The organism is Stenotrophomonas sp. 1278 (genome assembly GCF_029892765.1).
GTDB classification, from domain to species: Bacteria; Pseudomonadota; Gammaproteobacteria; order Xanthomonadales; family Xanthomonadaceae; genus Stenotrophomonas; species Stenotrophomonas indicatrix.
Map to the genome: position 1 here is coordinate 426,350 of NZ_JARXWD010000001.1, position 14,449 is coordinate 440,798.

Genomic DNA, 14,449 nt, shown 5'->3' on the forward strand with positions numbered 1-14,449 from the left:
GCGCTACCGGAAACGGCCCCGCAGGGTAGCGCCGGGCCATGCCCGGCGACCCGAAAACTGTGACTACCGTCTGTACACGACCTACCGGTGTCTCAAGTCCCATTCATACAAGCCGATACCGGACCCATGGATAGACTCAGCCTCATTGGACTTTTCCTCGCCCTGGCCTCGCTGGTCGGTGGCAGCATCCTCAAGGGCGCCGGCCTGGCGTCGTTGTGGTCGCCTGCGGCGTTCGTGATCGTCATCGTCGGCACCATCGCCGCCATCCTGCTGCACACCTCGCCAGCGGTGTTCAAGCACGCCTTCAAGATCGTGCGCTGGGTCGTGCGGCCGCCGCACAGCGACCGTCGCGAACTGATCCAGCAGATCGTGGAATGGAGCAACATCGCCCGCCGCCAGGGCCTGCTCGGCCTGGAATCGCAGGTGGAAGCGCAGCAGGACCCGTTCCTGCGCAAGGGCCTGCAGCTGCTGGTGGACGGCGTTGAACCCGAATCGATCCGGCACATGCTGGAGATCGAACTGGGCAGCCAGGAGCACCAGGACCAGGCCGCTGCCAAGGTGTTTGAAAGCATGGGCATCTATGCACCCACGCTGGGCATCATCGGCGCCGTGCTCGGCCTGATCGCGGTAATGAAGAACCTCGCCGACCCGAGCAAGCTCGGCCACGGCATCGCCGCCGCGTTCACCGCCACCATCTACGGCATCGCCTCGGCCAACCTGCTGTTCCTGCCCATCGCCGCCAAGCTGAAGGGCGTCATCGCCCATTCCAGCCGCGACCGCGAAATGGTCATCGAAGGCCTGATCTCGATTGCCCAGGGCGAGAACCCGCGCAACATCGAAACCAACCTCTCCGGCTTCCTGCACTGACATGGCCCGCCGCAAGCACCACGAAGAGCACGCCAATCACGAGGCATGGGCCATCCCCTATGCCGACCTGATGACGCTGCTGCTCGCCTTCTTCGTGGTCATGTACGCGATCTCCTCGGTCAACGAGGGCAAGTACCGGATCATGGCCGACGCCCTCACCGATGCCTTCGGTGGTGCGCCGCGCACCATCAATCCGGTGCAGGTGGGCAACAAGCAGGTGCAGGGCGGCGGCTGGGACAGCCCGTCGGTGATCAAGTCCGGCACCAAGATCGGGCCGTCCGCTCCCGCGCCCTCGCACGACCCCACCCTGCTGCCGGCGATGGCCTCGCAGATGCGCATGCCGGTGTCGGTGCACAACCAGGAACAGATCGCGCGTGCCGAGCGCCAGCTCAACAGCATCGCCGACCGCCTGACCGCCGCGCTGGCGCCACTGATCGACCGCGGCATGATCAGCGTGCGCCGCACCGAGCTGTGGATCGAAGTGGAGATCAACAGCGACATCCTGTTCCCGACCGGCTCGGCGGCGCTGGACGTGCATGCGCGCGACACCCTGGCCAGTCTGGCCGGCGTGCTGCGCGACGTGCCCAACAGCGTGCGCGTGGAAGGACACACCGACAACGTGCCGATCGCCACCGCCACCTTCCCGTCCAACTGGGAGCTGTCGGCCGGGCGCGCGGCCAGCGTGGTGCATCTGTTTGCCGACCAGGGGCTGCAGCCATCGCGGCTGGCGATGGTCGGCTACGGCCAGTTCCGCCCCCGCGAAGACAACGACAGCGCACAGGGCCGCAATCGCAACCGGCGGGTGATGGTCATCATCCTGGCCGACACCAGTCATTCGGTGGACCCGCTCGGCGAACGCCTGAATGCCGCCACCGGCACTGCCCGCGGCGCCAGCGAACAGGCCACCGCAGCACCGGCCACCACCCCCACTTCCCCCATCGCACCGGTGCAGTTGCCACCGGTGCCGGCTGGCAGCCGTGTCGGCGCCGCCGTTCCCCCGGCAATGAAGGAGTAATCCGATGCGCATCTGGGCAGTCGCCAACCAGAAGGGCGGAGTCGGCAAGACCACCACCACCCTCGCCCTCGGTCGCGGCCTGGCCGCGCTCGGCCACCGCGTGCTGCTGATCGATCTCGATCCACATGCCTCGCTGACCCGCGCCTTCGGCGTGCCGATCGAGCCGGCACCGGCCGGCGTGCTGGAACTGTTCGGCGCACCGCCGGCCGACCTGTCCACGCTCAGCCATGCCAGCGACATCGGCGGACTCGATTACGTTTGCGCGCAGGCTTCGCTGGCTACGCTGGAACGACGCAGCGCCAACCAGCCTGGCCTCGGCCTGGCCCTGCAGAACGCGCTCGCCCGCCACCAGGGCCAGCACGACTACATCCTGCTGGACTGCGCACCGACCCTGGGCCTGCTGATGATCAATGCGCTGGCCGCGGCCGATCGCCTGATCATTCCCACCCAGGCCGAGCCGTTGGCCCTGCACGGCCTGGATGGCATGGTCCGCACCGGCGAGATGGTCGAGCGTTCGCGCCGCCGGCCGCTGCCGATCTCGATCCTGCCGACGCTGTTCGACCGCCGCACCCGCACCGGCAATGAATCGCTGCGCGCCATGCAGGACCGCCACGCGAGCCGCGTCTGGGAAGACGCGATTCCGATCGACACCCGCATCAGCAACGCGGCCGGCCTGACCCTGCCGAGCATCGGCGAGGACTACCCGGGACGCGGCCTGGCGGCCTATCGGCGTGCGTTGAACTGGATCCTCGGTGAGGACGCACGTGCCCTGGAGCAGGCGGCATGAACACCACCGGGATGCTGGACGACTATCTGGACGAACTGCTCGGCGACATTGCCGTCGCACCGGTCGCCGCTGATGCCGCGCCACGCCCGACGAGCGCAGCAGCCGACGGCGAGCGCGAGCCGACCTGGGACGATCTGCCGGCCGAAGTGGTCTACGAAACCGACGCCTTCGCAGTGGCCCCGGCCAACGACGATGCTTCGCTCGAAGCCGCCTTCGACGCCGTTGCCTTGCCTGCAGCCGATACCGGGCGCGAGCCGACCTGGGACGATCTGCCGGCCGAAGTGATCTACGAAACCGACACCGTCGCAACCGCTCCGGCCAATGATGATGCGGCGCTGGAAGCCGCCTTCGACGCCGTTGCCACGCCTGCGGCCGATACCGGGCGCGAGCCGACCTGGGACGATCTGCCGGCGGAAGTGATCTACGAAACCGACGCCGTCGCAGCCGCTCCGGCCAACGATGATGCGGCGCTGGAAGCCGCCTTCGACGCTGCTGCCGCACCTGCCGCCGACGCTGACCGCGAGCCCACCTGGGACGACCTGCCGGCCGAGGTCGTCCATGAAACCGCGCCCGTGGCCACTGCCGCTGTCGCACCGCCCGCGCCCGAACCCACCTGGGATGACCTGCCGGACGAAGTGATCTACGAAACCGACGCCGCCGACAGCCTGGCGCACACCGACAGCCCCGGATTGCAGGCCGCCTTCGAAGCCGCCGCCGAAGGCGAGGTGGTTGCTGCCGTCGCTGCGCCGGCCGTTGCCAAGGCCGCCGCGCGCCCCGCACCAGCACCGATGCCATCGATGACCCGCGCCGCTGTCGCACCGCCGCCGCAGTTCGCGGTGGACACCCCCTCCAGCAACCGCCCCGGTTCCTGGCAGGAGCTGCAGGCCCAGGCGCATCAGCCCGCCAGCAGCCCGCATCCGCAGAACCGCCGCGCCGGCGAACGCACGTCGCGTTGGCTGCGCCTGCGCTGTGGCACCCAGGCCTACGCGCTGGAACTGCTGAAGGTGCAGGAAGTGGTGCTGCCGGTGCCGTTGCTGCCACTGCGCGGCACTGCCCCGGAAATGCTCGGCATCATGAACCTGCGTGGCCAGGTGGTGCCGGTGATGGATCTCGGCCTGCACCTGGGTGCGGCCTCCGCCGAGGATGACGCGCAGACCCGCATCGTCGTGCTTGAGGAGAACGGCGAGACCCTGGGCCTGCGTGTGTCGGCCGTGGAGGACGTCGCCAACCTGACCGACTCGCAGATCGAACCACCCGATACCGCCCGCATCTGCCAGATCTCCAATGAACTGTTCCGTGGTGTGGCCCGCATCAGCCAGCGGCCGATGATCCTGCTCGACGCCACGCAGCTGCTGGGGTGAATCCGTGCTCTGAATCGGCGCGCAGCGCCGATACCCCTAAAGAACCGCCCCATGGTGCCGTTATGAATGCTGGAACCGTTTGTCCGGAGCAACGATGAGCACTGTCGAACTGGGTGAGGATCTCGGCATCGAGAGCAGCACCGAGCTCAAGAACCGCCTTTCGCCCTTGGTGGCGGAAGCAGGCGAGCTGACCCTGGATGCAAGCCAGGTCGGCCGCATCCACACCGCCAGCATGCAGGTGCTGTGCGCCTTCGTGCAGGCCCGTCGCGAGGCAGGCCTGGGCACCGGCTTCCACGGTTGCACTGCAACCTTCCGTGACGCTGCACGCCTGTTGGGCGTCACCCAGGCCCTGGGCCTGGACGTACCCCATGACAACCTGAAATCTGTGGAGAACGCTGCATGAGCGCACGTATCTTGGTGGTGGACGATTCGGCGTCGATGCGCCAGATGGTTTCCTTCGCCCTCACCTCGGCCGGTTTTGCCGTCGAAGAAGCTGAAGACGGCGCGGTCGCGCTCGGACGTGCCAAGGGCCAGCGCTTCAATGCGGTGGTCACCGACGTCAACATGCCGAACATGGACGGCATCGCGCTGATCCGCGAACTGCGCCAGCTGCCGGACTACAAGTTCACGCCGATGCTGATGCTGACCACCGAGTCGGCAGCGGACAAGAAGTCCGAAGGCAAGGCCGCCGGTGCCACCGGCTGGCTGGTCAAGCCGTTCAATCCCGAACAGCTGGTCGCCACCGTGCAGAAAGTGCTGGGCTGATCGCCCCGCACTGCTCCCCCTCTTCGCTTCCGGATCGCCACTGCCATGAGCATGGACCTGCAACGCTTCCACGCCACCTTCTTCGAGGAGAGCCGCGAAGGCCTCGACGCCATGGAGGCTGGCCTGCTGGCCCTGGAATCGGGACAACAGGACCCGGAGATCATCAACTCGGTGTTCCGTGCCGCCCACTCCATCAAGGGTGGCGCAGGCACGTTCGGTTTCGATGCCATCGCCGGGCTGACCCATGTGCTGGAAACGCTGCTCGATGAGCTGCGGGCCGGCAAGCGCGCACTGGAAGGCAACGCCGTCGATGCGATGCTGTCGTCGGTGGACGTACTGCGCGCCCTGTTGCGCGAGGCCGAGCACGGCCAGCCCGCCGATCCTGCAGCGGTCGCTGCGGTGAAGGCGCGCCTGGAAGCGGTGCTGTCCGGCCAGGCACCCGCCGCCGCTGCACCCACTGCCGCCAGCAAGGTGGACGACACGCCGGAAGCCTGGCAGATCGGCTTCACCCCGGCGCCGTCACTGTTCATGAGTGGCAACGACCCGTTGCGCATCATCCGCGAACTGGAACACCTGGGTTCGCTGCAGGTGGCCGCGCGCATGGATCGCCTGCCCGGCTTCGCCCAGCTCGACCCGCTTGAAGCCCACCTGGCGTGGGACCTGGGCCTGGTCGGCAAGGTGCCGCGCAGCAAGATCGAAGACACCTTCGCCTGGGTGCTGGACGACTGCGAACTGGACATCCGTCCGGCCGCACCGCCAAGCCTGGCCACGCAGGCACCGGCTGCCGCGCCGGTCGCTGCGCCTGCGCCCGCCGCTGCCGCACCGACGGCCAGCACCGGGGCCAGCCAGGAAGCAGAAACCTCCATCCGTGTCAGCGTCGACAAGGTCGATGCACTGATCAACCTGGTCGGCGAACTGGTCATCACCCAGGCCATGCTCAAGCAGGTCTCGCACGCGCTGGACCCGGTGCATGCCGAGAGCCTGTTCGCCGGCCTGGACCTGCTTGAACGCAATACCCGTGACCTGCAGGAGGCTGTGATCGGCGTGCGCATGCTGCCGGTCGACGCAGTGTTCCGCCGCTTCCCGCGCCTGGTCCGCGACCTGTCCGGCCGCCTGGGCAAACACGTGCGCCTGCGCACCATCGGCGAAGGCACCGAGCTGGACAAGGGCCTGATCGAGAAGATCGCCGATCCGCTGGTGCATCTGGTCCGCAATTCCATCGACCACGGCCTGGAAATGCCGGACGTGCGTCGCGATGCCGGCAAGGACGAGACCGGCACGATCACCCTGGCTGCCTCGCACCAGGGCGGTCATATCGTCATCGAAGTCAGCGACGACGGCCGCGGCCTGAACCGCGAGAAGATCCTGGCCAAGGCGCAGGAACGCGGCCTGGCCGTACCGGACAACCCCACCGACTCGCAGGTCTGGGACCTGATCTTCCAGCCCGGCTTCTCCACCGCCGATGCGGTCACCGACCTGTCCGGCCGTGGCGTGGGCATGGACGTGGTCCGCCGCAACATCCAGGCGCTCGGTGGCGAGGTGCAGATTGAAAGCGGCCTCGGCACCGGCACCCGTACGCTGATCCGGCTACCGTTGACCCTGGCCATCCTCGACGGCATGACCGTGGCGGTGGCCGGCGAAACCCTGATCCTGCCGCTGGCCTACGTGCTTGAAGCACTGCAGCCGCAGCCTGACGACATCCGCAGCATGGCCGGCGAAGGCCGCGTGCTGCGCGTGCGTGGCGAATACCTGCCGATCCTGTCGCTGAGCGAGTACTACGGCTATGGCCAGCGTGCACCCGGCAGTGAATCGCTGGTGGTGGTGGTTGAAGGCGATGGCCAGAAGATCGCGCTGGAAGTGGACGAACTGGTCGGCCAGCAGCAGGTTGTGGTGAAGAACATCGAGAACAACTACCGCCGCATCGGCGGGGTCTCCGGTGCCACCATCCTCGGCGATGGCCGCGTCGCCCTGATCGTCGACATCGGCGGCCTGGTGCGTTCGCTGCGGGTGCCGCAGGCCGCCTGAGCTGCGCTACACGTTGTACCTGACCGCCGCCCTCCGGGGCGGCGGTTTTCGTTTGCGCGCGGGCGCAGGCAGCAATCGTACCCACGCGCAACGCGGCGGCGCCCGCAACTGTGAACTCCGTCGTCCTGCGTCGTGAACCTGATCGGGCGCATGGTTTCGCCTGAAACCACGCCGTCACTGCAAAAGCCCCGCCACTGCTTGCTTTCCGTTGGTTTCCCCTACGCCAGCGAATGTGACATCGGTCCATAAAGTACGGCGCAGCTGCGCCGCTATCTCGGGTTGACGGCAGTCACCGATCCTTCACCCGGCACCACCGTTTCCTCCTGCAACGACCTTTTGCCCGCGGCGCCGCCGCCGGTATTCTGCCCACCTTGGAGCACCCTGCATGAAGTGGTTCCACGATCTGCCCATCGCCCGCAAGCTGGCTGTGGGATTCACCCTGACCACCCTGATGACCGTCGTGCTGGGTGCGTTCGCCCTGGTCCGCCTGTCCGAAGCCAACGCCAAGCTGACCTCGATGGCGACCAACGACATTCCATCGGTGCAGTACCTCGGTGAAGTGCGCTCGCAGCTGGGTGAGTTCCGCACCTATGAACTGGCCCAGATCAGCATGCTGGACCAGCCGGAGAAAGTGGCCGACTACAACAAGCGCATGAACGACACCGCTGCAGTGGTGCGCGAGCAGCTGGCGGCCTATGCCAAGCTGCCGTCCGGCGACAAGGAGCGCACGCTGTACCAGGCCGTGCAGGCCGACGTCGATGGCTACTTCGCCGCCAATACCAAGCTGCGCGAAGCGGCCACCGCCGGTGATGGCGAAGCGGCCCGGCAGATTTCCGATGAGCAGTCGCGCCCCCTGCGCCGCAAAGCCTTCGAAGACCTGAAGGCGCTGGGTGCGCTGCTGGGAACCCAGATGCAGGGCAAGATCGACGACGCCAACGCGACCCACCGCAACAGCATGCTGGCCATCATCGCCGCCATCGTGCTGCTGGTCGTGGTCGCCGCCACCCTGGCCGTGATCATCTCGCGCGCCGTGGTCGGCCCGCTGGGCAAGGCAGTGCATGCCATCCAGGCCGTCGCCCGCGGCGATCTCAGTGTCACTACCCAGGCCACCGGCAAGGATGAGGCGGGTCGCATGTTGGCGGCCACCGCGGAGATGACCGCGATGCTGCGTCGCTTCTCCGAGCAGACCCAGCTGATGGCACAGATGCATGCCGGCCCCGATATCAGCCACCGCATTCCGGAAGACTTCCCGGGCGTCTATGGCCAGCTCGCCGGCGGCATCAACACGGTGATCTTCGAACACCTCGATGCGATCCGTGATGCCATCGATGTGCTCAACCAGTACGCCACCGGCAACCTCGCCCCCGATGCGCGCCGGTTGCCGGGCAGCCGCGCGATCCTGCACGAATCGATGGATGCGGCCAAGGCCAGCCTGCTGGCCATCAACACGCAGATCCAGCAGCTGGCATCGGCTGCTGCCGCCGGCGATTTCAGCCAGCGCGGCGATGCGCAGCGCTTCGATCACGATTTCCGCGTGATGATCGAGCAGCTCAACAGCATGATGGAGGTCGCCGACGGCAATCTTGGCCAGCTGTCGCAGCTGCTGCAGTCCATCGCCGCAGGTGACCTGACCGCACGCATGGACGGCCAGTTCCACGGCGTGTTCGCCCGCATGCGTGACGATGCCAACACCACCGTCGCCCAGTTGACCCAGATCGTCAGCCAGATCCAGGCCAGCACCTCGAGCATCACCCTGGCCTCGGGCGAAATCGCCTCCGGCAACAGCGACCTGTCGCGCCGTACCGAACAGCAGGCGGCCAACCTGGAAGAAACCGCCGCCTCGATGGAGGAACTGACCTCCACCGTGCGCCAGAACGCCGACCACGCGCGCCAGGCCAACCAGCTCGCCATCGGCGCGCATGGCGTGGCCTCGCAGGGCGGTGAAGTGGTCGGCCAGGTGGTCACCACCATGTCGGCCATCGAAGCCTCCTCGAAGAAGATCGCCGAGATCATTTCGGTCATCGATGGCATCGCCTTCCAGACCAACATCCTGGCGCTGAATGCCGCAGTGGAAGCGGCCCGTGCCGGCGAACAGGGCCGTGGCTTTGCCGTGGTCGCCAGCGAGGTGCGTACCCTCGCCCAGCGCTCGGCCGCCGCCGCCAAGGAGATCAAGGGGCTGATCGACGAATCGGTCGGCAAGGTCGCCGAGGGTTCCAGCCTGGTCCACCAGGCCGGCAGCACCATGGGCGAGATCGTCGCGTCGGTGCAGCGCGTGACCGACATCATGGCCGAGATCTCCGCCGCCTCGCAGGAACAGTCCGCCGGCATCGAGCAGGTCAACCAGACCGTGGTGCAGATGGACGAAACCACCCAGCAGAACGCCGCGCTGGTGGAAGAAGCCACCGCCGCAGCGCGGGCGATGGAAGACCAGGCCGCACAGCTGGGCGAGGCCGTCGCACGCTTCCGCCTGGCCGCACCGAGCGCGGGCAATGCGATACCGCGCGCAGCCATGGCCGTGGCCAGCAGTGCTCCGCGCAAGGCAGCGCCCGCATCCATCGCCGCACCCGCGCGCGTGCGCAAGCCCGTGGCGCAGCCGGCCCTGGCCGGTGACGGCGACTGGCAGGAGTTCTGATCGCAGCATCGGGGTGGCCGCGCGCCACCCCGTCAGCGGAAAGGCAGCGCCGGGCCATGCCCGGCCCGGGCACCACGCTTGCCCGACCGCCGCGGGCATGGCACAACGGAGCAAACGAGTGCGTTCGGTGCTACATAAATCCGCAACGCAGCCGATACCTCTTTCGAGCCACGCGCCCACACGCGTCGGCGCCCGCCCCTGACCACAGATTCCATGTCCGACGGCCACGACACTGCACTGCCCGAAGTCCATGCGGCCGACGCCGCGGATGATCGCTTTCTGGTCCGCAACCCCCGCCAGGTGCGGCAGCTGCTGCGTTCACTGATCGACCAGCGATCACTGATCAACGCCCATATCGACGGCCGCGATCGATCCTTCCCCACCGCCCTGCTTGAACTGGACGACGACGAGGATTTCCTGCTGCTCGATGGCAGCCCGCAGGAGGCTTCCAACCGCGCCGCCGAACAGTCCGACCACCTGCTCTGCTTCGCCCAGCTGGAACGGGTACTGGTGCGTTTCCGCCTGCATGACCTGCAGCGCGTGGACAACGAGGGCCATGTGGCGTTCCGTGCACCGCTGCCCGATGAACTGGTGCACCTGCAGCGGCGCGAACTGTACCGGCTGGAGACCCCCATCACCGACTCACCGCAATTGCTGCTGCCACCGGGCGAGGCCCGCGCCGAAGCCTTGTCGATGCGGGTGGTGGACATCAGTGGCGGCGGCCTGGCGGTAACCGTGCCCACCGACTGCGCCATCTTCAGCCTGCAGCAGCGCTACCGGGCGCAGCTGTCGATGCCCGATGGCCCGGACCTGCAGATCGAACTGGTGGTCTGCAACCTGCTGCCGCAACGCCTGCCCAACGGCACCGAGGTCAAGCGCGTCGGCATGCGCTTCGACGACCTGCCGCGCGGTGGCGACAGCGCCATCCAGCGCTACATCTTCCGCATCGACCGCCAGCGCAAGGCACGCCGCAACGGCGAGCTCTGACACCCCCACGGCGGGTAGTGCCGGCCGCTGGCCGGCAACCTCGAAACCGCGTGGATGCAGGAGCCGGTGGATCCACGCCATCCGTGGATGCGGGAGCCAGTAGATCCACGCCATGCGTGGATGCAGGATTGCCGGCCAGCGGCCGCCACTACCAGATGCCTAAAGTCCCCCACCCAGGAGCCGATATCGAGCCTGACACCGGCACTTCCGGCAGAACCAGGACCCCTCGATGAACGACAAGAACAGCTCCGCCGCCGGCGCCGATGGCGAATTCCTCAGCTTCACCCTCGGTGCCGAGCACTACGGCGTGGACATCCTCAAGGTGCAGGAAATCCGCGGCTACGACGCCGTCACCCGCGTCCCCGATGCCCCGGACTACATCAAGGGCGTGATCAACCTGCGCGGCACCATCGTGCCGGTGATCGACCTGCGCCTGAAGCTGCGCCTGGAAGACGCCCGCTACGACGCCTTCACCGTGATGATCGTGCTCAACGTGGAAGACCGCGTGGTCGGCATCGTGGTCGACAGCGTCTCCGACGTGATCCCGCTGTCGGCCGAGCAGATCCGCCCGACCCCGGAATTCGGCGCGGCCGTCGACACCCGCTTCATCTCCGGCATCGGCACCCACGACGACCGCATGCTGATCCTGCTGGATATCGAAACCCTGCTGGACAGCGCCGACATGGGCCAGACCAACGTCGTCGAAGACGCTGCCGCCTGAGCAAACGGACCTTTTTCACGTTTCTGTTACGCAGCCCTTCAGTTCCCCTCATCCACGCCGATAGGGGGACAGAAGCCGGTCGCGCAGGAACGCGCCAAGGCCGGATCCACCATCACCATCCCCGGAGAATCACCCCGATGAAGTCCCTGCTTGCGTTCGTTTCGGCTGCCGTCCTGGCCACCACCGCTTCCTCCGCCTTCGCGCAGTCGGCCGAGATGATTCCGCCGGAGATGGCACCGCGCGCCGTCGGCAAGGACGGCATGGTCTGCGGCAAGGTCGAAAAGGCCCGCTTCGCAGAAGGTTCCGAAGGCCAGCCGACCTTCCTGTACATGGGCGGCGCCTTCCCGCGCCACACCTTCTCGGCACGCATCGCCGGCGAGAACCGCGGCAAGTTCTCCTTCCCGCTGGAAACCCTGGAAGGCAAGACCGTGTGCGTGATCGGCAAGATCCAGCGCGACGCCTCGCGCGCGGAAATCGAAGTCAGCTCGCCGTCCAGCCTGAAGCTGGCCAACATCAAGTAATCCGCTGTCCGTCAGACCGCGCCGGCCAGCGTGCCGGCGCGGCTGTTGCAACCGGGCCCCGCGCCCGGCCGCGTCTGCCTTAGGAGATCGCAACGCCCATGCCGTGGATCAACAACCTGAAACTGATGCCGAAGCTCATGCTGACCTTCGGTGTCCTCTTGCTGGTGATGCTGCTGCAGGGCATCGTCGCCTACCGTGGCCTGCATTCGCTGAACAACGTGACCACCGAACTGGCTGGTTCACGCATGGAGAGCATCCGCATGGCCGGCGAGATGCGCGGCATGCTCGGCGAGTACCGCAACAGCGCCTACCAGCAGCTGATCCGCGCCAGCGACGACGTCAAGGCCGACGCCCGCAAGCAGGCCGTCGAACTGCGCACCAGCATGGACAAGTCGATCAAGGACTATCCGAAGCTGGTCGACAACGCACAGCAGAAGAAGCTGTTCGACACCTTCGCCAAGGACTGGAAGGACGCGCTGGCCTCCTATGACAGCGTCACCGAAATGCTGGAGCTGGACCTGCCCGACGATGCGATCGACACCTTCGTCGGCGAGACCCGCACCAAACACCGCAAGGCCGGCGCCGCGCTTGAAGCGCTGATCGCCGAAGACAACCGCCTCGCCCGCGCCTCGCGCGACGAAGCGGCCTCCACCTACTCCGCCTCGGCCGTGCTGACCGTCATCGCCCTGCTCGGCGGCGCCGCGCTCGGCCTGGTGCTGGTGTGGCTGTTCGCCCGTGCCCTGGTCGGCAGCGTGCGTGGCGCCGTCTCGGTGGCCAACGACGTCGCCGGTGGCAAGCTCGATGGTCACATCGATGTCAGCCGCCAGGACGAAGTGGGCGAACTGATGCAGGCCATGCAGCGCATGCAGCGCGACCTGCGCGAGCGCACCGAAACCGACCAGGCCATCGCCCGCGAGAACCTGCGCATCCGCACCGCGCTGGATTACAGCTCGACCGGCGTCTACCTCACCGACCCCAACAACACCATCGTCTACAGCAACCGCGCCCTGCAGCAGACCCTGGCCCAGTACCAGGACGAGCTGCGCCGCGACCTGCCCGACTTCGACGTCCACGCCTCGCTGGTCGGCAAGCCGGTCACCGTGCTTGAACACCGCGGCGAGATGGACAACACCCTGCTGGCCAACCTCAAGCAGCATGGCGTTGCCCGCCGCCCGATGCAGTACGGCGATGCCCAGTTCGCCCAAGTCGTGTCGACCATCCGCAACGAAGACGGCGACACCGTCGGCTACGTGGTGGAATGGCGCGACCGCACCCAGGAAGCGCAGGTCGAGGCGGAAGTGGCACGGGTGATCGCCCAGGCCGCTGCCGGCGACCTGTCCGGCCGCATCGATGCCAACGACAAGGAAGGCTTCTTCCTGCAGCTGGCCCAGCAGATCAACGGCCTGCTGGACGCCAACTCGGGCAGCATCGAACAGATTTCCGGCCTGCTCGCCGCACTGTCGCAGGGCGACCTGACCGTGCGCATGCACGGCGACTACCAGGGCGTGTTCGCCCGCATGCGCGACGATGCCAATGCCACGGCCGCGCAGCTGAGCGAGATCGTCACCCGCATCAAGCAGTCCAGCCGTGCGATCAGCTCGGCCGCCGGCGAAATCGCCTCCGGCAACAGCGACCTGTCGCGCCGTACCGAACAGCAGGCCGCCAATCTGGAAGAAACCGCCGCCTCGATGGAGGAACTGACCTCCACCGTGCGCCAGAACGCTGAGCACGCACGCCAGGCCAACCAGCTCGCCATCGGCGCGCACGGCGTGGCTTCGCAGGGTGGCGAAGTGGTCGGCCAGGTGGTCACCACCATGTCGGCCATCCAGGCCTCGTCGAAGAAGATCGCGGAAATCATCTCGGTCATCGACGGCATTGCCTTCCAGACCAACATCCTGGCGCTGAACGCGGCGGTGGAAGCGGCCCGTGCCGGCGAACAGGGCCGTGGTTTCGCCGTGGTCGCCAGCGAAGTGCGCACCCTCGCCCAGCGCTCGGCCGCCGCCGCCAAGGAGATCAAGGGCCTGATCGACGACTCGGTCGGCAAGGTCAACGACGGCTCGGCGCTGGTGCACAAGGCCGGCGCCACCATGGGCGAAATTGTTGCCTCGGTGCAGCGCGTGACCGACATCATGTCCGAGATCTCTGCTGCCTCGCAGGAGCAGAGCGCCGGCATCGAACAGGTCAACCAGACCGTGGTGCAGATGGACGAAACCACCCAGCAGAACGCCGCGCTGGTGGAAGAAGCCACCGCCGCCGCACGTGCGATGGAAGAACAGGCGGGCCACCTGAGCGAGGCAGTCTCGATCTTCGTGGTCGACGAAGCAGAAGCCGTGGTCGCCACGCGCGCACCGGCACCGCGCGCGTCTGCACCGGCAGCCCCGGCTCCGGCAGCGGCCGCACCGCCGGCCCGCCGCAGCACCGGCGGCCGATCCATGGCCACCGAACTGGCTGATGGAGACTGGCAGGAATTCTGATTCCCGCCTGACCTGAGGCACGAAAACGCCCCGGCCCTGCGCTGGGGCGTTTTTTTTTTGCGGCCTCGCCAGGTGTTGTCCAGCCAAGGGCGCAGCGCTTCCGGGGTCAGATCCGCTTTCCGCAGGAATACGGATCTGACCCCTCTCTCCAATTGGAAACTCAACGCACTTGCCGTCCGACACCGGGATGCCAGATGAGTCGTGGGGGGGGGGGGGGGGGGGGGGGGGGGGGGGGGGGGGGGGGGGCGCGGGGGCCCCCCCCGCCGGGGGGGGGGGGGGGGGGCCCCCCCCCCC

The 14,449-nt window shown here is 67.4% G+C and carries 11 protein-coding genes and 1 pseudogene; all 12 read left to right on the plus strand.

The window, feature by feature from the left end; translation table 11 throughout:
- Nucleotides 1-126 precede the first annotated feature (126 nt).
- On the plus strand, nt 127-867 hold the full coding sequence (locus tag M2299_RS01990) for a flagellar motor protein (RefSeq protein WP_025878976.1): 741 nt from the start codon (nt 127-129) through the stop codon (nt 865-867).
- A gap of 1 nt (nt 868) precedes the next feature.
- Nucleotides 869-1,765: pseudogene (gene motD, locus M2299_RS01995) on the plus strand (flagellar motor protein MotD); the annotation flags it as partial.
- A gap of 121 nt (nt 1,766-1,886) precedes the next feature.
- Entirely contained in the window at nt 1,887-2,669 is a 783-nt protein-coding gene (locus M2299_RS02000) for a ParA family protein (protein ID WP_280883754.1), read from the plus strand.
- Nucleotides 2,666-4,030 (plus strand): chemotaxis protein CheW, encoded by a 1,365-nt coding sequence (locus tag M2299_RS02005; RefSeq protein WP_280883755.1) that lies wholly within the window; start codon nt 2,666-2,668, stop codon nt 4,028-4,030. Before M2299_RS02000 ends, M2299_RS02005 begins: the two co-directional genes overlap by 4 nt.
- Before the next feature lie 94 nt (nt 4,031-4,124).
- The gene (locus M2299_RS02010) at nt 4,125-4,433 is read left to right on the plus strand and encodes an STAS domain-containing protein (RefSeq protein ID WP_032975458.1); all 309 of its coding nucleotides are present in this window, start codon (nt 4,125-4,127) and stop codon (nt 4,431-4,433) included.
- On the plus strand, nt 4,430-4,795 hold the full coding sequence (locus tag M2299_RS02015) for a response regulator (RefSeq protein WP_025878971.1): 366 nt from the start codon (nt 4,430-4,432) through the stop codon (nt 4,793-4,795). The genes M2299_RS02010 and M2299_RS02015 overlap by 4 nt, the downstream gene beginning before the upstream one ends.
- A gap of 45 nt (nt 4,796-4,840) precedes the next feature.
- Nucleotides 4,841-6,820 carry a chemotaxis protein CheA gene (locus M2299_RS02020; RefSeq protein WP_100436237.1) on the plus strand — a complete coding sequence of 660 codons (1,980 nt, stop codon included), beginning with the start codon at nt 4,841-4,843 and terminating at the stop codon, nt 6,818-6,820.
- A 385-nt stretch (nt 6,821-7,205) separates the two neighbouring features.
- Nucleotides 7,206-9,452, plus strand: coding sequence for a methyl-accepting chemotaxis protein (locus M2299_RS02025; protein WP_280883756.1), 2,247 nt, complete (start codon nt 7,206-7,208; stop codon nt 9,450-9,452).
- A 213-nt stretch (nt 9,453-9,665) separates the two neighbouring features.
- Nucleotides 9,666-10,439, plus strand: a complete 774-nt coding sequence (locus M2299_RS02030) for a flagellar brake protein (protein ID WP_025878968.1) — start codon at nt 9,666-9,668, stop codon at nt 10,437-10,439.
- Nucleotides 10,440-10,668: 229 nt separating this feature from the next.
- Nucleotides 10,669-11,160, plus strand: coding sequence for a chemotaxis protein CheW (locus M2299_RS02035; RefSeq protein WP_025878967.1), 492 nt, complete (start codon nt 10,669-10,671; stop codon nt 11,158-11,160).
- Between the two features lie 137 nt (nt 11,161-11,297).
- Nucleotides 11,298-11,681, plus strand: a complete 384-nt coding sequence (locus M2299_RS02040; RefSeq protein WP_025878966.1) for a hypothetical protein — start codon at nt 11,298-11,300, stop codon at nt 11,679-11,681.
- A gap of 98 nt (nt 11,682-11,779) precedes the next feature.
- Nucleotides 11,780-14,155: a methyl-accepting chemotaxis protein gene (locus M2299_RS02045; RefSeq protein WP_032975460.1), complete on the plus strand. Its 2,376-nt coding sequence runs from the start codon at nt 11,780-11,782 to the stop codon at nt 14,153-14,155.
- Nucleotides 14,156-14,449: the final 294 nt, after the last annotated feature.